The organism is Psychrobacter sp. YGAH215 (assembly GCF_007280595.1).
Taxonomy (GTDB): Bacteria; Pseudomonadota; Gammaproteobacteria; order Pseudomonadales; family Moraxellaceae; genus Psychrobacter; species Psychrobacter faecalis.
Window position 1 is genome coordinate 143,607 of sequence record NZ_VKLR01000004.1, and the last position, 22,091, is coordinate 165,697.

Below are 22,091 nucleotides of genomic sequence, written 5' to 3' on the forward strand. Positions count from 1 at the left end.
GAAGCCCAAAAGCATAACGATTTTTAAAAGTGGCAATCTAGGTAAAATACCGAGATAAATTTCTAGATTCCTATTAACAATTATCTAAAGGCGGAAGATTTAGCCAATCTTATAAACTTGTCATACGTTAGCGTTCATCGTATTTTATTGTCCCTGACGGGCAATCATAATTTGGGCACTAGCAGCAAGCTCATCTTCGACATGGACGGTACAATCAAACTTATAGATACCCTGCTTTTGCATCACGGTTTTTGCACGGATAATCAGCTGGTCACCAGGGATAACACGGCGTTTAAAGCGCACTTTATCCACCCCTGCAAACAAATACAAATAACCATCTTCTGCCGTCAATCCGGCACTGATAAACCCAAGGACGCCCGATACTTGCGCCATCGACTCCACCATCAATACACCCGGCATGATGGGCTGATCGGGAAAGTGTCCATTAAAAAACTCTTCATTAATGGTCACGTTTTTGATCGCTGTAATGCATTCGCCAGGGCTGCACGATATGACTTTATCTACCAGCAAAAACGGATAACGATGCGGCAGATAATGCTTCAATGTATGATAGGTTAATGGCAGTGTTAAGCCTTGTTCTGCTAAGCTTTTGATCTCTTCATCACTTGGTCTATCAATATCAATTGTGCTCATAATCGCGCTTCCTTGCTATATACTAAGCAGTGCTTTGTGTTTAAGCATTGCTGTGTTTTTAAATTTTATAAATAAATTGGATATGTTGTTGAGTTATGTATTAACCGCGCTAGACTAATCGCGACCAAGCTGGCGAAAGCGTACCGCCGCACGGCGCCAATTGGCGGTTGGCATGGCCGCTGTACCAGAGGAGTATGAACCAGCCTTGGTAATGGATTTGGTCACCATAGTCATGCCAGATAAGGTAACATCATCAGCAATCTCAATATGGCCAGTAATGCCAACAGCACCGCCGATAATACAGCGCTTACCGATAGTGGTACTACCCGCGATACCAGTTTGCGCCGCGATGGCAGTACCATCGCCAATACGGACGTTATGGGCAACTTGTACAAGATTGTCAATAATAACATGATTGCCAATCACCGTATCGTCAATTGCACCGCGATCGATACAGGTTTGGCTACCTATACGTACATCATCGCCAATTACCACGCGTCCTAATTGAGCAATACGCTCCCAGCCGGTAACACTAGGATTACTCGTAGGTGCAAAGCCGAAGCCTTCTGACCCTATGCTAACGCCAGCATGCAATCTTACACGATTACCAAGCACACAATCATGCCCGATGACCACTTGTGACTTGAGCACACAATCGGTACCAATACTGCTGTTCGCATCAATGACCACGTGCGCATCGAGCACACTGCGATCACCAATTTGTACCCCTTCGCCAATCATACAAAAAGGCCCAACAGTCACTTGGTTGCCAATAACAGCGCTTTCCGCTATCACGGCACTCGGATGAATACCCTTAAACAAGGCCGTACGGGCAAATAGTTGACTGGCACTGGCATAAGCCAAATAAGGCGCCGCAACGATTAAGGCAACCGTATTCTGTGCAACTTTGCTTTGATGGTCTGAGGTGGTCAGCACAGCTCCAGCCTGACTGGTTGCCAGACTAGGCAGATAATGCGGATTGGCTAAAAAGCTTAATTGCTGCGAATTGGCGGTGGTTAAATTACCGATACCCTCTAATCTTAGGCACAACTGCTCAGCGCTAAGGTCATCCTTGTTAAGAACCGGCTGACGCTGCTCAATCCGCGTGATAAGTTGCTCAATCGTTATCATAGTTGCTATTAGTATAATTAAAATTAGTATGGGTATGAATAAGTGAGTCGCCAAGTTGAGATATCAGCTTGGCGACCTATTAAATTTTAACTGCGGACTAGTTTACTTAGCTGCATAAACGAACAAAAGCAATTAAACCGCTGCATTTAACTTTATCGGACTAAAAAGTATTACCGATTTGGAACTGAACTTTTTCAGTCTCATCGCCTTCTTTGTCACCGATAGGCACAGCATAACTGAGCGAAATCGGACCAATTGGTGTATACCAGGTTACCCCTAAACCCGCACTAAAGCGGAAATTATTATCTTGGGTTAATAATGGAACACCCGTATCGTCACCACTAACAGGATCAATAAAAGTGCGGTCCTCTTTATCTGTGGTATCAAATACTTGACCACCTTCGGCGAATAATACTGGACGTACTTGATCCGCCCAATCGCCTTTAAACGGCATTGGTAGAATTAGCTCGGTACCAAAGCTAACCAACGCATTACCGCCGATCTCTTCTGGTTTTAACGAGCCCGGTTTATCACTGACCGCATCATAGTAGCTTTGCGATTTAGGTCCTAGCGTTGAAGCTTCGTAACCACGTACTGACCCATAACCACCGGCGTAGAAGTTTTCATAAAATGGCAAGTCATTACCGTAGCCAAGCTTGGTATAACCGCGGGCAACCCAATCTTTATAAATCGGATAGTAGATATTGCCACGATAAACAAGTTTTTGATAACTTTCATCGCCAAAACCAATGGTTGCATCGACGGTATGGCTCATGCCCTTGTTTGGGAATACGGGGCGATCTAGCGTACTGTAATCCCAGCCTAGTAATAAGTTGTAGGTCTGATAATCGTTTTTAAAGCCGGTGCGACCCGAGAACTCATTATCATCATTGATAAATTTTTCGAATGAACCACCACCATCAATAATCTGCTGCACGTTGGACACACCAAGACGGCTACCAGCACGTACGGTGGTCTTATCAACGTTTAATCCTGCGCTCACACGTTTGGTTTCATCAACAGGATAACTGTAGTTCAACGTAGCACCGTAAGCATCAGTGACATAATTACTAACGTTTCTGTCGTCGTATTTGGTTTCGCGATAATATGCGCTGACACCTTGCGACACACCGTTTTCGGTAAAGTACGGATCGGTATAACCTAAGCTGTAAGAATCGCGCGTTTCTGAACGTGATAGCGCTGCTTTCACGCGGTTACCCGTACCCATAAAGTTATTTTGGGTTAAGTCTAACTGGAAAGTCACACCGCCACTTTGCGAGTAACCAGCAGCAATCGTTGAGCTGCCAGAAGGCTGCTCTTCGACCGTATAGTTGACATCAACTTGGTCTGGCTGGTTGGGCACAGGCTTTACATCAACGTTGACCGCCTTAAAGAAACCGGTACGCATCAAACGGGTACGTGATAGCTGAATTTTATCATTAGAGGCCAGTGTACCTTCTAATTGACGCATTTCACGGCGCAATACTTCATCTTGAGTTTTTAAGTTACCCGTAAAGTTGATACGGCGCACATAAATAGGACGCGCAGGATCAATATAATAGTCGATATCGACCACTTTGGTCTCATCATTGATACGCGGTACTGGTCTGATTTGCGCGAGATAATATCCTTCATTACCATAACGGCTCTTCAGTGCAGCAGTGGTCGCATCCAGTTTGGCTTGTGAATATTTTTCATCGGGCGCAAACGTGACCAGCTCTTTCAGCTCAGCGTTATCAAAGGTTGGTTTACCTAAGAAGTTCACTTCACCAAATTGATACTGCTCGCCTTCGCTAAGACTGACTTCGATAAACACATTGCTCTTATCTTCGCTAATATTGAGAACGGCATTATCGACAGAAAAACGTACATAACCATCGTTTTGATAAAGTGCTTTTAAATTTTCTAAACTGGCCGCCAGCTTTTCTTTAGCATAGCGGTCAGACTTAGATAATAGGCGCGTCCACGACGACTCTTTTACTGCAAAAACGTCTTTAATCTGCTCATCACTAAAGTGCTTATTACCAATGATATTGATATCGACGACTTTGGCGGGTTTACCTTCGATAAAGCGCACATCAAGCTTGACGCGATTACCATCTAATAATGTCTGATCGACTTCGATATTGCTATTGTAATAACCTTGACTAATATATTGCTGTTGTAGCTCGTTGGCAACACCTTGCAAGGTCGCTTGCTTTAGCACATCACCCACAGACAAACCAGCGTTACCAAGCCCTTGCTCAAGCCCTTCTTTTGGGATAAGTTTATTGCCTTCAAAGTTGACTTCAGCGATGATAGGACGCTCGACGACATCAAAGCGCAACTTGCCGCCTTCGACACGACTTTGAATATCAGCGAAGTTTTCAGTCGCATATAGTGCCTTAATACTGGCGGCCAAACGACTATCATTAACCGTATCACCCACCGAAATCGGCAAAACTGGATAGAGACTATCAGGAGTTAGGCGTTGTAGACCATTAAAGCCGATATCAGTGACCACAAATTCTGCAGCCTGCACCGGCATACTCATCATTGCTACAACTAACGGCAACCCAGCCGCGCTCATAAATAAAGGCGTACGCATAAACACTATCCGTCAATAAAAAACTTGCTTAAGTTAAGGTAAAAAGCACGTGTTGTCTAGCCCATTTCGCATAAAGTCGAAAAACTTCAGCACGGCAGACTCAGGACACTTTATATAAAACGCATCATAAAATAAACTAAAAAATAAAATTAGTACAGTAGCGGTAATAGAAAACAAGCGCCGTATTACATGAACTGCCTGCGCTGTAGCAGCATGCAAGCATTAAACCATCATGCTTTAGTTAATAAACCACCGCATTATTTATCAAAATAGCCGACTGATATCATTACCAATTGCTAACACCATGAAACCTGCCAGCAAGAGTAAACCGATATTTAGACCAACCATTTGCACGCCTTCAGACAGAGGTTTACCGCGTATCAGCTCAATAAGATAGTAGACAATATGTCCACCATCTAATACTGGAATGGGCAAAAGATTCAAGACCGCAAGGCTCAAACTGATCAACGCTGCTGTCGATAATACCATTTGCCAGCTAATATCAAAGCTTTGTTTGGCGACTTTCGCAATGGTAATCGGACCTGATAAATTCTCCAAACCTATCATACCAGACAGCATCTTGCCCATTGAGCTGACCGTCATGACGGCTAACTGCTCCGTTTTCTCAAACGACTTAATCAATGACTCACCAGGGCCGTAGACAACCGTGGTTTTGTAGGCGTCAGGAATGACAATTTCAGACTCTGCCACCATAGCACCAATTTGCCCGTAATCGTTACCTAAATTGTCTTTTTTACCTTGCGGCATAATGGATAACTGAATTTGTTTGCCGTCACGTAAGACAGTGAAATTAAGCAAAGTTTCAGGATTGTCGCGAATGATACGCGTGGCGCTAATCCAGTCGATAACCTCTTTACCATTAATAGCCGTAATGCGGTCACCAACCTGTAGGCCTTGACGGCTGGCAGCGCCATCGGGCGTTAAATTGCCAACGATTGGTGCGATGTTTGGTTGCCACGGTATCATACCAAAGCTTGATAACGCATCTTTGCCTTGCGCGTCGCCTTGCATAAATTCTTTAATCGGTGCTTGATAGGTTTTGGTGGCATTACTACCTGTTGCCTCAGACTGTAAGGTGACACTGACACTGTCCGTCTCACCCATACGCCCAGCAAGGCGATAGTTAATACCTTCCCACGTTTGTACGTCATGACCATCAATAGCGACAATTTTATCGCCCACGGGCAACTGTGCCATCGCTGCTGGGGTATCTGGTAGCACCTGCCCTATCTTTGTCGCCAATTGCTCTGATGGGGTCATAAATAACACCCAAAATAATGCAATAGCGATGACAAAATTCATGATAGGACCTGCGGCAACCACCGCAATCTTTTTGAGCGGATGCTGACGATTAAACGCTAGATGTAGCTCGTCTGCTGCTACCTCACCTTCACGCTCATCAAGCATTTTGACGTAGCCACCAAGCGGCAGTGCCGAGATACGATAATCGATGCCACTTTTTTTACTGGTCCAACCAAAGAGTTTCGGACCAAAGCCAATAGAGTACGTCAGTACTTTAACGCCGCACAGACGCGCCACGATGTAATGGCCCCACTCATGTAAGGCGATGAGTGGACCTAAGACAAATATTGCCGCAAGTAGCGTTAATAAAAACGTCATGATCTTTTCTCAATATGCTCTTTTAACATCGTTTATCAAATGACTGAATTTTGATAGATTCATGCCAACTTTGCCACTAACGTATCAGTATGCTGACGCGCTATGTTATCAATCGCTAAAATATCTTCAATATCGGCAGTCTCATTTAATACCGCTACTTGTATCTCATCTAGTGCTTGCGCATTAATATCGGCAATATCAGTCAGACGAATCTGCCCATTTAAAAATGCGGCAACTGCAATCTCATTGGCCGCATTTAGTACAATCGTGGCCTGCGTACCCGCTTGCATCGCCTGCCTTGCCAAACGCAAACAGGCAAATTTTTGCAAATCAGGCTCAATAAACTCTAAACCACTTAATGCAAATAAATCTAATGGCTGCGAGCCACTATCGATACGGGCAGGGTAACTGAGGGCATGGGCAATAGGCGTCTTCATGTCAGGGCTGCCAAGCTGCGCCAAAAAGCTACCATCACTATATTCTACCATTGAGTGAATGATACTTTGTGGATGAATCACCACATTTATCTTATCCTCACTCAAATCAAATAAATGACAAGCTTCGATGAGTTCAAGCCCTTTATTCATCATCGTTGCTGAGTCAACCGATATCTTTTGCCCCATTGACCAATTGGGATGTTTAACTGCTTCAGCGACGCTAGCTTGCTGCATTTGCGCAAATGACTGCTGCAAAAAAGGCCCGCCAGACGCGGTCAACCAAAGCTTACGAACGCCATGGTTTGGCTGATGAATTTGGCTACTGTCTTGTTGAATCGCAAAGGGTAAACACTGGAAGATCGCATTGTGTTCTGAATCTAAAGGCAGCAAAGTCGCGTGATGCGTTTTAACCGCATTAATCATCACCTTTCCTGCCATGACCAATGCTTCTTTATTCGCCAATAAAATACGCTTGCCTGCACGCGCGGCTGCCAAAGTAGAAGGCAGACCGGCTGCGCCTACGATAGCAGCGACGACGGTATCGGTTTGCGGATCAGTCGCAATATCGACCAGCCCTGTAGCGCCGCCGACCACGTCGATATTAAGACCAGCTGTACTAAGACGCTGAGCGAAATCATCGACCGCTGCTGTCGGTACACTGACGCGTTTTGGCAAAAACTGTTGACAAAGCGCGAATAATTTATCTAAACGATGGTAGCCTGATAAGGCATAAACGTCGTAGTTCTGTGGTTGTGCCGCCAAAATTGCTAACGTGCTATCGCCTATCGAGCCTGTCGCGCCTAGTACGGCGATGCGTTGGGTCATAACCATCTATGCCTATAATACGGTGAAATTAAATGAGAAATAAAGACAATAATATAAGGTATAGAATCTAATACGAGGCAGCCTAGTCGCTACCAAATATGTAAGCCCTACCTATTTTATATTTTTAGCCTGATAGTTTTTTATTTTTAGACTTTTTATTCTTAAACTAGTTATTGCTATACGACCATTAAACCGAGCTGCTGTAGCGCCCAAAAGCCAAGGGCAAATATCGGCGTGGCAGACAATAACGAATCAATGCGGTCAAGTACCCCGCCATGCCCTGGCAAAATCGTTCCAGAATCTTTAACGTCAGCGCGGCGCTTGAGCATCGACTCAAATAAATCGCCGAGTACAGAAGCCAAAATCGTCAGTGCTGACAGTGCTACAAAAGCGACTAACGGTAGGCCAGTCAATTGTAGTTTAAAGACACTAATGACGATGACCACAAGCAAACCTGTTACCAAGCCGCCTGCTAGCCCTTCCATGCTTTTGTTGGGTGAGACGTTTGGCGCCATCTTACGGCGACCGAGCTTACGCCCAACAAAGTAAGCGCCACTATCAGCACACCAGACCAATAAGAATACATACAGCAGCCACCATGCGGACAGTTGCCATAAGTAAAACATAGCGGTAATGGCAGCGGTTAATATAATAGCGCCCATCAATGCTAATTTCTTACCGTACCAGCTAGTATGATTAGGAAAGACTCGCACCCAAGACAGTGCCATCAGCCAGATAATTAGTGACGCTACCCACCAAAACAGCCACGTGACTTTAAACATCAGCGAGACGATGGTCAGCGCCAAAACCAACAGCACAAACAACGCAGGCTGCTGCCACTTTGGCATCAGTTTGGTCCACTCGTGGGCGGCAATAATGACGCCAATCGCTAGCAGCGGTGCAAATAAAATAGGCGTTTGGCTCGCAAACATTGCAATACCAACGATAATAACGAGAACAATTGCCGTCTTAATTCGTTGCCACATACTTATCGAGCCTTATATAACGAAAAATGTTTGGTCAAAATCTAGCATAACAGCGCTCTATAATAGCCCATTAAACAGGATTAACGCCAATTAAAGCAGCTTATTATAGACCAAACAAGTGTAATTCAAACCTCGCGGACGACTTAAGCAATTATTTCTACAGCGCTTATTAGCTAAAATTATTTTAAGAACTCTGCTGCTCTATCACTACTTGTTCGCTGGTTTTGCCAAAGCGGCGTTGGCGCTGAGCAAACTCTGCTATCATCGCTGCAAGCTCTGCGACTTTAAAATCAGGCCATAGGGTTTGGGTAAAGAACAATTCGGCATAAGCAGATTGCCATAATAGGAAGTTTGACAAACGGTATTCGCCGCCCGTGCGTATCAACATATCAACCGCAGGCGCATCTGCTAATTGCACATATCCGCCAAGCATCTCTTTATTAATATCTTCTGCGCGCAACTTGCCCGCTTCGACTTGCTGCGCCAACTGCTTAGCAGCATGGGCAATATCCCACTGACCACCGTAGCTAATAGCGATTACCAAGGTCATCGCTTCAAAGTCAGCGGTTTTTGCCTCGGCATCTACCATCAATGCTTGCAAATCTTCACTAAGCTGACTGCGATCACCAATAAAACGCAAGCGAATGCGATATTTTTGCATGCGTGGTAATTGCTCATTGATGGTTAAGCTCAACAAATGCATCAGCAATGCCACCTCGCTCGGCGGACGTTGCCAATTCTCACTAGAGAAGGCGAAAACGGTTAGCACTTCAATGCCCGTACTAACGCAGTATTCGACAATAGGGTCTAGCGCATCTTTGCCAGCGATATGCCCCTGACCTTTGCCTAACTGATGGATTTTACCGTAGCGGTTATTGCCATCCATGATGACGGCGATATGCCGCGGGAGAAGCGCGGGAGATGAAGTATCTGAAATAGACATAGGCTGACTTGCTTGTGGTTTGGGTAAAGTAAGGTGACGCGAATTATCGCCTGTTAAGAAAAATATCGCCTGTTAAGAAAAATATTGCGCATTTAGAAAATGGCTTATTAAAAACCTAAATTTAGCAGAAAACGCTTTCATAAAGAGTTTTTAACAGAACAATTACTTAACAATGGCTTAATTTCTCATACGGCAATAAACAGTCAACATGCATATAATATTGACTGTTTTTAGAGAAAAGATACTGCTGCTGTCTTTAATTAACAAGAAAAGACAGCCGCTTATACTTCCATCAAGTCGCTTTCTTTTTTGCTCAAGCGGCTATCAATGGTTTCAATATATTTGTCAGTGATTTTTTGAATATCATCGCTGGCGCGGCGCTCGTCATCTTCTGAGATTTCTTTTTCTTTTGCCAACTCTTTAATGTCATTCATCATATCGCGGCGGATATTACGGATAGACACACGGCTATTTTCTGCTTCACTACGCGCAAGCTTTTGCATATCGCGCCGTGTGTCTTCGGTCAACGCTGGCATCGGTACACGAATCACGTCAGCGGTCATCGGGTTTAAGCCCAAATCTGCTTCGCGAATGGCTTTATCAATCGCTTGCACCATGCTACGCTCAAATGGCTGCACCAGTAACGTGCGCGAATCTTCGACGTTGACGCTAGCAACTTGGTTCAATGGCGTATCGGCACCGTAGTAGCTGACCATCACGCCAGATAACATACCTGGGTGCGCGCGGCCAGTACGTACTTTGCTAAAAGTCGTCTCAAGCGCTTCCAAGGTTTTTTGCATGCGTGCTTCGCCGTCTTGCTTAATCTCTTTAATCATCATGTATCCTTATTTATCGCTGTCGATAAATCACTCATTATTGTTAGGTATAAAGCTGTTAGGTATAAATCTTATGCAACGATTGATGCTTACAACATCAATGATTTTTATTCATATAATCATTTAGTCATCTATAAAATAAGTGAGCGTTTAATGATAAACGCGCGTGCCTTCATTTTCGCCCATAATGACGTTTAATAAGGCATTAGGCTTGGTCATATCAAACACTTGCAGTGGGACGTTGTGCTCACGGCATAAAGCAATCGCTGTTAAATCCATGACGCCAAGTTTTTGCTCGAGCACTTCATCAAAGGTTAATCCGTCATATTTTTTGGCATCATCATGGAGGCTTGGGTCTTTATCGTAAACGCCATCAACCTTGGTCGCTTTTAGAATTAAGCCCGCCTCGATTTCGATACCACGTAAGCAAGCGGCGGTATCAGTGGTAAAGAACGGATTGCCCGTGCCCGCGACAAAAATACACACTTCGCCATTTTTAAGATAACGAATGGCATTACGGCTACTATAGCTTTCAGTGACTTCGCCAATTGGCAATGCTGACATCAAACGCGTTTTAATATTACGGCGTTCAAGGGCATCACGCATGGCCAGACCATTCATCACAGTGGCTAGCATACCCATTTGGTCACCAGTGACACGGCCGACCAAACCTTCTTGTTGCAACTGGGCACCGCGATACAAGTTACCACCGCCGACGACGATACCGACTTGTACCCCAAGTCCGCGTAAGTGGGCGATAGACAAGCTCATCTTATCGAGCACTTCGGTATCAATCCCCATCTCTTTGCCACCAGCTAAGGCTTCGCCAGAAAGTTTTAGCAAGATACGAGAGTAACGCGGGTTTTTGTCAGACATGAGGTCACCTTGTTAGCATGAAATTATAATGAAAATAAGCGGTAAAACACAAATTGCATTGGACTTTAGCTTACCCTTTCAAATTATCCTAAATGGCATAATAAGCGCCAAAAACGATGTCAAATAGGTAAAAAGCCAAATTGCGCTAATTGTAGCAAAAACTGCCCACGATTGGGCAACTTTCACTCGGTTATCGTTGTAGCTCTCTAACCTTTATAACTGGCAAACAAATCATATTCGCTGGCGTCATCGATCGTGACGGTTAGGAATTGTCCAACTTTGACTTGCGCAGTGATCTCATCGACATAGACGTGACCGTCAATCTCAGGCGCATCGGCATAACTACGACAAATCGCGATGCCCTCTTCTTCATCAATCTCATCGACCAATACCATCAAGGTTTTACCGACTTTTTCTTGCAGCTTTTGTGCCGAAATCTCTTGCTGTAGTGTCATCAAACGCTCATAGCGTTCTTGCTTAATGTCTTCAGGTACATGATTTGGCAAATCATTGGCGACCGCACCTTCGACTTCTGAATACGTAAAAGCACCGACGCGATCAAGGCGCGCCTCGACCAGCCAATCAAGCAAGCACTGAAAATCTTCTTCGGTCTCACCTGGAAAACCAACGACGAAGGTTGAACGAATGACAATATCAGGGCAAATCTCACGCCACGCTTTGATACGCGCCAAAGTATTTTCGCTATGCGCCGGACGTTTCATGGCTTTTAAAATACTGTGACTAGCATGTTGGAACGGAATATCAAGATAAGGCAGTAGTTTTTTCTCCCCCATCAGTTCAACCACTTTATCGACATGCGGATAGGGATAAACATAGTGCAGGCGTACCCAAATACCCAAATCATTTAACGCTTGGCACAAGTCATAAAATTTTGACTTTAGCGGCATGCCATTCCAAAAGCTGGTTTTATATTTTAAATCCAGACCATAAGCAGAGGTATCTTGTGAGATAATCAGTAGTTCTTTCACGCCAGCATTTTTCAGCGCCATTGCTTCATTCATCACGCTATCAATGGGACGCGAAACCAAATCGCCACGCAAACTTGGAATGATGCAAAAAGTACAACGATGGTTACAGCCTTCCGATATTTTCAGGTAAGCATAATGACTGGGGGTCAATTTAATCCCCGCCTCATTAATCAAATCTATCTTTGGATCATAGTGGCTATCTATATCGCGCTTGGGTTTGGGCACATGTTGCGAGACGGCAGTAATTACCTCATCATAAGCATGCGCACCGGTAACCGATAGCACAGCTGGGTGCATGGCACGGATTTTATCGGCCTCTTTACCCAAGCAGCCGGTGACAATCACTTTACCGTTTTTACTAATCGCTTCACCGATGGCGTCCAAGGATTCTTGCACGGCTGACTCAATAAAACCGCAAGTATTAACCACAACCAAGTCTGCGCCTTCATAATCGCTGGCAACTTGATAGCCGTCACGACTAAGCTCGGTGATAATGCGCTCACTATCGACCAGCGCCTTTGGACAACCAAGCGATACAAAGCCAATCTTTGGCGCAGCGTTCACGGGCGCAGCGTTCACGGGCGCATCAATCGTCGCTGAATTGGCTAGCGTCGCATCGCTACTTTGCTCAATACTACGGTTTTGATTGTGGTTGGCTTTATGGTGGTAAGGCTGGTTAGTGTTTGCTTGACTGACATCTGCCTGACTGCTTTCTCGCGCTATATTTGGCTTTGCAGGATTAAAAATAGTGGCAGTGTCTTTTGGCATAGAAGCTAATGAGGCAGAAGCTGGCGATGTAGGAACTGATGAGGTGGTAACAGTCGTATTAAGCGACTCGGTAGAAGTGTTGGGCATGGCTGACCTTGCTAGAGATAAATTGGCTGTGCGCATTGTACGTTTTTTTTGTGATAATCGCCAGTTTTGCCGCGCTAGTGTGTTGATTTATGGTTAAATATTATCCCCAGTCTCACTTAATTTTAGGCATTATCCATGACGGCTGATTTGACCACTGCCAAACCGAATCCAGATTCGACGTTTATATTACAGCATTTATTTACCGCTATTTTATACGTTGATGAAGCGCTGACCATTACCTGGCTAAATGCGCAAGCGGAGCAGCTGCTTGCCATTAGCAGCGGACGTTTGCGAGGTCAATCAATCTTGAGCCTACTTGCGCCCGATGAGTTAATGTTAAAAGACAGACTTATTAATAGTAATCGAGAAGATAAGACCTGTGCGTTGACGGAGCGTTTTAGTCAAGCAAAATACTATCAGCAGCCGTTTATTGACCATGACCACCTTATACACACCCAGCTTAACGGCGGACTGACACTATCCGTGGATTATAGCGTGACCCCTGTTAGTTATGCGCAGCAGTCTTATTTTATTATAGAAATGTGGGGCAAAGACCGGCAAAGTCGTATTTCAGAAGAACAGCGCCAGCAGCAGCAATATAGCGTCGCCCGTCATATGTTACGCTCGGTCGCCCATGAAATCAAAAATCCATTGGCAGGTATTCGCGGGGCGGCGCAATTATTACAGCGGCAATTTATTAAGTTTAATGAGTTTTCTGCTATTGTGAATGAAAATTTGAATGTAGCGGATGAAAATAACCTGAAAAAGAATGCGGCAAAGCTGCGGAGTTATACTGATATTATCATTTCAGAAACCGATCGTCTGACCCAGTTGATTGGGCAGCTTCTTGGCTCTCATCAATTGCCAAACTGGCAAATGCTCAATATCCATGAACCGCTAGAGCACGTTTTGGCTTTAATCATTCATCAATATCCGGACGTGGTGCTACAACGTGATTATGATTTGTCGTTACCTGAGTTATGCGCGGATAAAGCTCAATTAATTCAAGTGTTTTTAAACCTAATGAATAATGCATGTGAATCGATGACTGAGTTTGAGCAAACGCTGCAGCAAAATACACCAGCCACGTTTGGCAACTTTTCATCAGCTAATACCCAAAGTCATCTTGACATTGATAGTAGCTATGAACCAAAGCTGCATATCCAAACGCGAGTTGTTTTTCAGCATACCATCGGTAGCCTGCAGCACAAACAAGTCTTGCAAATCACCATTACCGACAACGGCTCAGGGATAGACGACGCATTAATCGGTCAGATATTTTTCCCGATGGTGACCAACCGCGCAGCTGGTACAGGTCTAGGTTTATCCATCGTCCAAGATATCATCAGCCACCATCATGGTATGATTGACGTCAGCTCAAAGCAAGCCCAAGGTTTTAGCGACAATTTTAAAAGTCATTATCAGCACAATCAAACCCGCTTTACCCTCTACCTGCCTTTTTCTCAGCCAAGCGCTGACCGTTAAGGCTACTATTTTATATTCATTTTCCATTTTTCACTGCTTATTAGGCCAAACCCATGATTCAGCATAATGACACGAAATACCTTACGAGCAATGAGCAAACTCCTATGGTCACTGTGGGTAATAATCCTGCTGCTACTCCTGCGACATTGTGGCTTATCGATGATGATGCGGCGCTGCGCTTGATCTTGGCAGATACCTTTGAAGAGGCAGGCTTAACGGTTATTAGCTTTACCCAAGCGCAAGCAGCGTGGACGCGCCTGAACGATATCTTGCAACAGCATGAAGCAGCCGACCAGCTACCAGATGTGATATTGACCGATATTCGTATGCCAATGATGGACGGTCTGTCCTTTAGTGATTGGGTACATCAGCACTTCCCTACGCTACCGATTGTGATTATGACCGCCCATTCCGACCTGAGTTCTGCTATCAATAGCTATCAGACTGGTGCATTTGAATATCTGCCCAAACCCTTTGATTTAGATGAGGCGGTCGCCACAATTTATAAGGCCATTAATTATCAGCCGAATTTAACAATAACAAATGATGCAACTAAGCCTGCTCAAAAGACTGTCAAAAAAGCTAAAAATGAAACCAAAACGACCACCGAACTTAAATCTAAACCTAAAAACCCAACAGGTAGCGATATCAATAACAATCCGAGCGGTATTATCGGTCAATCACAAGCGATGCAAACGGTATTTCGCGCGATCGGACGCTTGGCACACTCTCCTATTACCGTTTTGATTACTGGTGAATCAGGTACAGGTAAAGAGCTGGTGGCAAGCGCGCTTCATGCGCATTCTCCAAGGGCGCAGCAACCTTTTATCGCGCTGAATATGGCCGCTATTCCGCATGATTTGATTGAGTCAGAATTGTTTGGTCACGAAAAAGGCGCGTTTACTGGCGCAACGACGACGCGGCAAGGTCGTTTTGAGCAAGCGGACGGTGGCACGCTATTTTTAGATGAAATTGGCGATATGCCGTACAGTACCCAAACGCGACTGCTGCGCGTATTGGCCAACGGTGAGTTTTTTCGCGTCGGCGGACAGCAGCCGGTCAAAGTCAATGTACGCATCATTGCCGCTACCCACCAAAACTTAGAAGAATTGGTCAAACAAGGCAAATTTCGTGAAGATTTATTTTATCGCCTTAATGTGATTCGTATGCCATTGCCGCCCTTACGGACGCGCCCTGAAGATATTCCTGCATTAGCAAACTACTTTATGCAGCGCGCCGCCAAACAATTAAATAGCGCCGAAAAGCAGCTGCATCCTACCACGCTTCAGATGATGCAATCTTTTGCGTGGCGAGGTAATGTCCGTCAACTTGAAAACGTTTGCCTTTGGCTGACGGTAATGACCACGGGCGACACCGTTATGATTGAGGATTTGCCGCCAGAGCTGCTAGACAATATTGCCCCTAATGTAGAGCAACAAAGCAATGCGGCATATCACGTGCATCAAAACATGCAAAACAGCCAGAACAGTCAATTGACCCAAACGCATGACAAGCAAAGCTGGCAGCAAGCGTTGGCTATATGGGCGAAGCAGTCGCTGCAAACGGGTGAAACCGATATTTTACAAACGGCAACGCCTGAGTTTGAGCGTGTGTTACTGCAAGCTGCTCTCAATCATAGCGGCGGTAAAAAAATAGCTGCCGCCAACTTACTGGGTTGGGGACGCAATACTTTGACCCGCAAATTACAGCAATTAGAGATGACAGCAGCAGAGAAAAATAATGATAATAATTAAAGCCATCAGTCTCTGAAATAAAAACCAACAATATCAAATATTTATGAGATTTAGCAAAAATAATTTTCAAATAGTTAAAAAAAATCGTAAATAGGGGTTGCCAAACCTTTGAAACTCTATATAATAGCCAACCACTGAGACGCACTACCGAATCAGTTAACTATCTCGATGGCATTTGAATTTAACTGCCTTTGATGATAGAGTAACGAAAATGGGGCTGTGGCGGAATTGGTAGACGCACCAGATTTAGGTTCTGGCGCCGCAAGGTGTGAGAGTTCGAGTCTCTCCAGCCCCACCATTTTTCGATAGTACATCTTAGACCAAATATTAAAGCCTGCTTTTTAGCAGGTTTTTTTGTGTCTAGCATTTAGCATTGATGATTATAATCTTTTCAAATCCAGCACGATTTCTTCCATACTTTGATAACGTTTTTCCATTCTCTTCGCCAACGCTTTATTGATAATACGTTGATAGCGACTATACTCCAACGGCAATGTTGCAATTGGCTGTTGGCAATGCTGAGTCGTCCATTCTCTTAACGGCGCACCACTCGGATTATCAATCTTAAACGGTCGCTCGCCTGCCAATATTTCATATAGCATTATCCCAAACGCATAAATATCGCTTTGCAGCGTTGCGCCCTGTCCTTGCCAGCGTTCAGGGGCAAGGTAAGCGGGCGTGCCAGCATTGTTTTCTGTACTATTTTTCTTATTTATTTGAGTAATACCATTATTAATGGGTTCTGCCAAAGCAAAATCAGTCAATAATAAATTAGGTACGATACCGCCAATATCTGCATGATTTGGCACGAAAGCATCTAGCAAAATATTACTCGGCTTAATATCGTTGTGTAGCCAACCTATGTGATGTAAATTGGCAATAAGCTTTGCGGCTTGAACGATTAATTGCTGCTTTTGCTCGGCAGTCAGGCTTTGTTTTAAATAGCGCGCGACACTACCGTTGGCATAATTCGGCATAACAACAATGGTGAGTGTTTGACTGTTATTTAATACTTGTAGCTGTAAATGATGAGTGGCTAATAACGGCGGCCCGATAGAAGAAAACCTACCCTGATGGTTCGAAAACTGATTGATAGTTTTTAGAACTTCGGCCTCATAAGATAAATCAGATCCGTGTCGATGAGCATCTGTACTTAATTGCCATTTCATCATGACCTCACCAAACTGGGGATGCTTGGCGCGTGTTAAACCTTGATATTCAAGCGTATTAGTGACACCCTGCTGACTGATACGCTGATGTGCTATCTTACTATACTGCAAGTCCAAGAATGCTATGGTCAATACAGGCAGAATTTGCTGCGCATCCGTTTGCAACGTTTGTTTTGCCAAGTCTTGCTTTGGCTTTGCTTGAAATACTGCCTGATAACTGGCACTATTTTTCATGATAAGTGCTGCCTTGATGTATGTACTTGATATATGTAATAGGCAATCTGCCATTTTTATGATTATAAGTAACTAAATTATAAGCGACTATGTATTATGCCCCAATCTACTATGCCTGTTATGAATTACGCCCTACCCGACCATGTATTAAATTTACTTGAGCAGTATTTGCAAGAGCAGGTCACGCCAACTATCGAGATTGATCCTGCCCAGCTGGCTTATCGTTGGGTTGGCGGTAAGCAAGGGCACCTGGAGCCTTTGGCAGTGAATTTATTTTTAAGTTTAGATGACTTGCATGGTATCGATACCCAAAAGGCAAAATTGGTACAAAACACGCGCCAGTTTTTAAAGGGCTATCCTGCCAATCACGTCCTGATGACAGGCACACGCGGCGCTGGCAAGTCATCACTGATTCGGGCACTGCTACAAGCCTATCATAGCGAAGGGCTACGTATTATCGAAATCGCTCGTGATGACCTACAGATGCTTGATAAGATACGCGTTGCGATTAATGCGCTGCCCGCGGACTGTGGTTGCCGTTATGTGGTGTACTGTGATGACTTGGCATTTAACGGTCAAGATGAGAGTTACCGGACGCTAAAAAGTGTGTTGGACGGCGCACTGGATTCCGAGCAAGACAAGCTACTCGTCTATGCCACCAGTAATCGTCGTCATCTTTTGCCGCAGTTAATGAAAGACAATGTCAATATTTATAACGGTCAGACTGACGAAGTCAACCCTTATGAAACCATTGATGAAACGGTCTCCTTGTCTGATCGCTTTGGACTTTGGTTATCCTTTCATCCGATGGATCAAAACACTTACTTGCACATTGTGCGCCATTATTTATCACTTTCGCCAAACCGCAATCTAGATAATGCGAGTGACGTTAAAGAAAGTAATCATCATGCAGAGGAAAATAATACGCTGCCTGACGACATTAGAGCAGCAGCATTACGCTGGGCATCAGAGCGCGGTGGCCGCTCGGGGCGCGTGGCCTATCAATTTAGCCGCTACTGGATAGGGCAAATGCAATTAGCAGCTGAAGATAATAACGCTTAAAAGTTATTGAAATTTGTTGTTATGTTATTCTTTATGGTCGCGTGCAGAGCCTAGATACTGCACGCGGCTCCCTTCTTCTGCGCTTACTAAGTCCGCTGTGCCATTCACCATATATTGATCAAAGTCAGCGGCTAACCATAGATTGCCTTGATAAGCACTTTGGGCATCCAAGCGGATATGCGCCATATTGGGCGTATCACTATGAGGATTATCAAAGCTTTGATAACGGGCGCTAAAATGGGTCAAAATTAAATTTTTAACGCTGTTTTCTTGGGCAAATTGACCGACCAATTGCGCGCTACTGTGCATCGGATCAAAGTCTGGGTTTTTTGCCTGAATCTTATGTAACACATCATGAGTATATGTGGCTTCGTGTACCAACAAATCGGCATCGACTACCGCAGCACTTAGGCACTCTGGCGTATCGTTATCGCCCGCCACCACAACTTTTGTGCGCTGACTATTATTATCGACGTAATCGGCTGAATAAAGTGTGCGTCCGTCTTCGGCTGCGACATCTTTGCCTTGCTGCAACTTGCCCCACAGCGCGCTTGCTGGAATACCATCGGCTGTCAATTTATCGGTATTCAGCGTACGGCGGCTGATGGTTTGGATGATGGCAAAGCCATAAGAGGCCACGCGATGCGATAGAGGATAAATACCTATCGTCAGCTGCTGCTGATTGTCTAGTGTAATCGTTACTTGAGTTTTATTTCCTTCATTTGATTCAGAGAGCAAATCTTCTATCGCCATAAAGTTAATAACAAATGGAAAATATAGCTCTGTCGTCAAAGTTACCGCTTCAAGCAACGAGGCGATTGCTTTTGGCGCAACGATGATTAACGGCTCACGGCGCCCTGACATTGCCGCACTCGCAAGCAACCCCGGCAGACCATAACAATGATCGCCATGCACATGAGTGATGCAAATGGCTTGGAGCTGATGTAGAGATAACTTAGTATGTAAGAGCTGCTGCTGTGTGCCTTCGCCGCAGTCAACCAACACCCAAGGCCGTGATTTTTTAGATTGAGTCGTGTTTTGGATGTTTGAGGCATAGGGATTAAGAGACTCAACAGCTAATGCGGTGATATTACGCTGCTTGGTTGGCACGCCCGCTGAGGTGCCCAAAAAGGTAAGCTTTAACATAGGCAAACTCTTTATCTAAATACTTTTTATAGCGACGTTTTTATAGCCATGTTTTTATAAAGACGACTTTATAAAGACTGGCATAGCATGGTTCTTTGACCCTCAATCATTTGCCCACCATTGGCCGTACATTCATTGACCATATTGGATTCATAGGATTTCCAACCACCATAAAAGCTTGCAAGACATAGGAGTACTACCAGCAGCTTTTGTGACCACGCTTTGATAGAGACTTGCTGGCTATTTTTATTTTCTTCAGCAGCATTTATAGTTGGTTCCGTAGTTAAGCTTGTATCAGCATTGCTATGCCGGTTGTTTGTTTTATTTAAGTCTGTCATTTTTTATCCTAAAAAAGGTTTTGTCTATAAATAAACAAAACCTTTATTTTAATATGAATTCAGTCATTTATTAATGATGAAATGTGCTGCATCTAAAATTTCAAACGCCCGCCCTTTTCTTCTGCGCGCTTAAAGGCATCGCGCTCTTCACAGCGTTTTAGCCAGTTTAAGATATTGGCATATTTACTGCTATCTAAACCTGCTCCCGCATTGGCACCGACGACCGCAAGATGCATCTGAATATCAGCGGCACTAAATTCGCTACCGGCAAACCAATGATTATCTTGCAGATGTTGCTCCATCATGGCGAGCATTGTATCCAAACTTTTGCTAATCATGCTTTTCTCGACCTGATTGCGAATGCTTTTGCTCACAGGTTTGATCAGCATCGGCGATTGCTCAACCACTTTGGTAAAGACCAGACGCATGACCAATGGCGGCATGAGTGATGCTTCTGCAAAATGTAGCCAAAACGTATAAGCATCCCATGCCGCTTCATTGTCATCAGCAGGCTTAAATTGATGTTCTTTATCATAATGCTTAAGCAAGTACTCAATGATAAATCCCGACTCGACGAGCGCACGGTCGTTTACCTCTAATATGGGCGCATGACCGAGCGGATGTACTTGTTTTAAACTGTCTGGGGCGCGGTAAGCCTTGTTGCGCTCATAACAGGTTAATTTATAATCGAGTCCAAGCTCTTCTAATAGCCATAAAATACGAAACGAGCGTGAATTTGCTAAATGATGAAGATGTAACATAAACCATCCTAGTTATAATTTGAATAAGCGATAATTTTAAATAAGACCTATATTAATAGGCTACGCCTGCCTTCAGACTTCATTTTTGTAACTCGTCAAGCATCATTGAGCAAGGCCGCCTTGTTGACGATAATAGCGCAATTAATCGCTCTTTAACATAGAAACTATGTAGAGTAATAAGGAGAAATGATGCCTGCTAAGTTTAATTTATTTTCTTTGTAAGACAACCTTACTTGGCATGTAGTTCTTCGATTTTGCGCGTCATCTTGTCTATTTTTTGCTGATACTTCCTAATTTTACGAAACCGATGCGCAATCAAAACCCCTTTGATGCGGCGATTTTTTAGGCGACGGCGCGGCGGGAAACTGCCGACTTGTGGCTCATTGTACGCTTGCAGGCGGTCGTGACGCTTACGTGCCAAATAGCCAAGCGCACTATCAGCAATCATAATCAGCAGCGCAATGACAATCATGCCATACATAAACAGCGAGCCGCCATCATTGATACTTTGGTGCAAAATGGTAATGGAAAATATAAATAAAAATATCGGCTCAAGGTAACACAACGTACCAAATAGCGATACGGGTAGCTTTTGGCTGGCAACCATGGTCAGCGCCATCGCCGCTGTACTAATAATACCGAGTAGCGGCAATAGATACCAAAACTTATCGGTCGCGAACGCCAGCTCAAAACCACCGCTTAAGTATAATACCACCATCACCACCGGCGTTAATAACACCAAATCCGAGATAAGTCCGGTGATGGGCGGTACGGCAAGCTTACGCCGCAGCAGATAATAAGGCGGATAACCCAAACAGACAAATAAAGTCGCCCAAGAAATGCTGCCATATTGCCACACATCGTAGCCAATACCGAGCGCCGCACAAATGGTCGCAAGCCATTGCAGCAAGCTCATGTCTTCATTATAAAAAAAGCGCCCCACGACAATCATAATCATCGGGTATAAAAAGTAACCTAATGTCACCTCCAATCCCAAATCATTGACCGGCGCCCACATAAATATCCAGATTTGCGCACCCAAAATCGGTGTGGGAATGATAAATAAAAACCACTCTTTGGCCGTCTTTAAGGTTTTTAGATAATCAAAAATATGCTGCCATTGTTTCAGCGCACTGACCAGTAGCACCAAACTGAGTAGCATCATCAGTACCCGCCAAGAAGCGACTTGCGTCCCTGATAACGGCTGCATCAACAGACCAAATAAAAACAAACCTGCATATAAAAAATTTGCGGCGACTGCAACGATGGTGCCTTGCGACGTTTGATTGGTGAGGAGCATAACAATTGCCTTTAAAAATAAGCGCACGTCCTTGGCAATTTCGAAAAAAAACAAAAGCCTCAGACGCGAACGTCGGAGGCCT

Annotated in this window: 18 protein-coding genes and 1 tRNA gene; 4 read left to right on the forward strand and 15 right to left on the reverse strand. The window is 44.4% G+C overall.

Annotation, left to right across the window (positions count from 1 at the left end):
• Positions 1-144 precede the first annotated feature (144 nt).
• The 10 genes from fabZ to rimO all read right to left on the reverse strand — a co-directional run bounded on the left by fabZ (position 145) and on the right by rimO (position 12,760).
• Positions 145-654 (reverse strand): 3-hydroxyacyl-ACP dehydratase FabZ, encoded by a 510-nt coding sequence (gene fabZ / locus FOR85_RS02340; protein ID WP_144296539.1) that lies wholly within the window; start codon positions 652-654, stop codon positions 145-147.
• Positions 655-768: 114 nt separating this feature from the next.
• On the reverse strand, positions 769-1,785 hold the full coding sequence (lpxD, locus tag FOR85_RS02345; RefSeq protein WP_144296540.1) for a UDP-3-O-(3-hydroxymyristoyl)glucosamine N-acyltransferase: 1,017 nt from the start codon (positions 1,783-1,785) through the stop codon (positions 769-771).
• Between the two features lie 160 nt (positions 1,786-1,945).
• Positions 1,946-4,372, reverse strand: a complete 2,427-nt coding sequence (gene bamA, locus FOR85_RS02350) for an outer membrane protein assembly factor BamA (RefSeq protein ID WP_068404565.1) — start codon at positions 4,370-4,372, stop codon at positions 1,946-1,948.
• Between the two features lie 264 nt (positions 4,373-4,636).
• Positions 4,637-6,013, reverse strand: a complete 1,377-nt coding sequence (rseP, locus tag FOR85_RS02355) for an RIP metalloprotease RseP (RefSeq protein ID WP_144296541.1) — start codon at positions 6,011-6,013, stop codon at positions 4,637-4,639.
• A 59-nt stretch (positions 6,014-6,072) separates the two neighbouring features.
• Entirely contained in the window at positions 6,073-7,281 is a 1,209-nt protein-coding gene (ispC, locus tag FOR85_RS02360; protein ID WP_144296542.1) for a 1-deoxy-D-xylulose-5-phosphate reductoisomerase, read from the reverse strand.
• A 170-nt stretch (positions 7,282-7,451) separates the two neighbouring features.
• A complete protein-coding gene (locus FOR85_RS02365; RefSeq protein WP_144296543.1) occupies positions 7,452-8,261 on the reverse strand; it encodes a phosphatidate cytidylyltransferase in 810 nt (269 codons plus the stop codon).
• A gap of 184 nt (positions 8,262-8,445) precedes the next feature.
• Positions 8,446-9,204: a polyprenyl diphosphate synthase gene (uppS, locus tag FOR85_RS02370; RefSeq protein WP_144296544.1), complete on the reverse strand. Its 759-nt coding sequence runs from the start codon at positions 9,202-9,204 to the stop codon at positions 8,446-8,448.
• 281 nt (positions 9,205-9,485) lie between these two features.
• The gene (frr, locus tag FOR85_RS02375; RefSeq protein ID WP_068404574.1) at positions 9,486-10,040 is read right to left on the reverse strand and encodes a ribosome recycling factor; all 555 of its coding nucleotides are present in this window, start codon (positions 10,038-10,040) and stop codon (positions 9,486-9,488) included.
• 150 nt (positions 10,041-10,190) lie between these two features.
• A complete protein-coding gene (pyrH, locus tag FOR85_RS02380) occupies positions 10,191-10,916 on the reverse strand; it encodes a UMP kinase (RefSeq protein WP_144296545.1) in 726 nt (241 codons plus the stop codon).
• Between the two features lie 206 nt (positions 10,917-11,122).
• Positions 11,123-12,760 (reverse strand): 30S ribosomal protein S12 methylthiotransferase RimO, encoded by a 1,638-nt coding sequence (gene rimO / locus FOR85_RS02385; protein ID WP_144296546.1) that lies wholly within the window; start codon positions 12,758-12,760, stop codon positions 11,123-11,125.
• Between the two features lie 135 nt (positions 12,761-12,895).
• Between rimO and FOR85_RS02390 the strand changes: the two genes are divergently transcribed.
• The 3 genes from FOR85_RS02390 (at position 12,896) to FOR85_RS02400 (ending at position 16,297) form a co-directional block, all read left to right on the forward strand.
• On the forward strand, positions 12,896-14,245 hold the full coding sequence (locus tag FOR85_RS02390; protein WP_144296547.1) for a nitrogen regulation protein NR(II): 1,350 nt from the start codon (positions 12,896-12,898) through the stop codon (positions 14,243-14,245).
• A gap of 53 nt (positions 14,246-14,298) precedes the next feature.
• On the forward strand, positions 14,299-15,999 hold the full coding sequence (locus tag FOR85_RS02395) for a sigma 54-interacting transcriptional regulator (protein WP_144296548.1): 1,701 nt from the start codon (positions 14,299-14,301) through the stop codon (positions 15,997-15,999).
• Positions 16,000-16,212: 213 nt separating this feature from the next.
• Positions 16,213-16,297, forward strand: a tRNA-Leu gene (locus tag FOR85_RS02400).
• 82 nt (positions 16,298-16,379) lie between these two features.
• Here the strand turns inward: FOR85_RS02400 and FOR85_RS02405 are convergent.
• On the reverse strand, positions 16,380-17,402 hold the full coding sequence (locus FOR85_RS02405; RefSeq protein WP_144296549.1) for a serine/threonine-protein kinase: 1,023 nt from the start codon (positions 17,400-17,402) through the stop codon (positions 16,380-16,382).
• Between the two features lie 96 nt (positions 17,403-17,498).
• Here FOR85_RS02405 and FOR85_RS02410 point away from each other — a divergent pair, with 96 nt between their 5' ends.
• Positions 17,499-18,464: an ATP-binding protein gene (locus FOR85_RS02410; RefSeq protein WP_144296550.1), complete on the forward strand. Its 966-nt coding sequence runs from the start codon at positions 17,499-17,501 to the stop codon at positions 18,462-18,464.
• A 24-nt stretch (positions 18,465-18,488) separates the two neighbouring features.
• Here FOR85_RS02410 and FOR85_RS02415 read toward each other — a convergent pair whose 3' ends face one another.
• From FOR85_RS02415 to rarD, 4 genes are all read right to left on the reverse strand, one after another.
• Positions 18,489-19,610: a ribonuclease Z gene (locus FOR85_RS02415; protein WP_144296551.1), complete on the reverse strand. Its 1,122-nt coding sequence runs from the start codon at positions 19,608-19,610 to the stop codon at positions 18,489-18,491.
• 68 nt (positions 19,611-19,678) lie between these two features.
• Positions 19,679-19,948, reverse strand: coding sequence for a hypothetical protein (locus tag FOR85_RS02420; RefSeq protein WP_102076352.1), 270 nt, complete (start codon positions 19,946-19,948; stop codon positions 19,679-19,681).
• A gap of 92 nt (positions 19,949-20,040) precedes the next feature.
• Complete coding sequence (locus FOR85_RS02425; RefSeq protein ID WP_102076351.1) at positions 20,041-20,709, reverse strand: glutathione S-transferase; 669 nt, start codon at positions 20,707-20,709, stop codon at positions 20,041-20,043.
• 229 nt (positions 20,710-20,938) lie between these two features.
• Positions 20,939-22,009 (reverse strand): EamA family transporter RarD, encoded by a 1,071-nt coding sequence (gene rarD, locus FOR85_RS02430; protein ID WP_144296552.1) that lies wholly within the window; start codon positions 22,007-22,009, stop codon positions 20,939-20,941.
• Between the last annotated feature and the right edge of the window lie 82 nt (positions 22,010-22,091).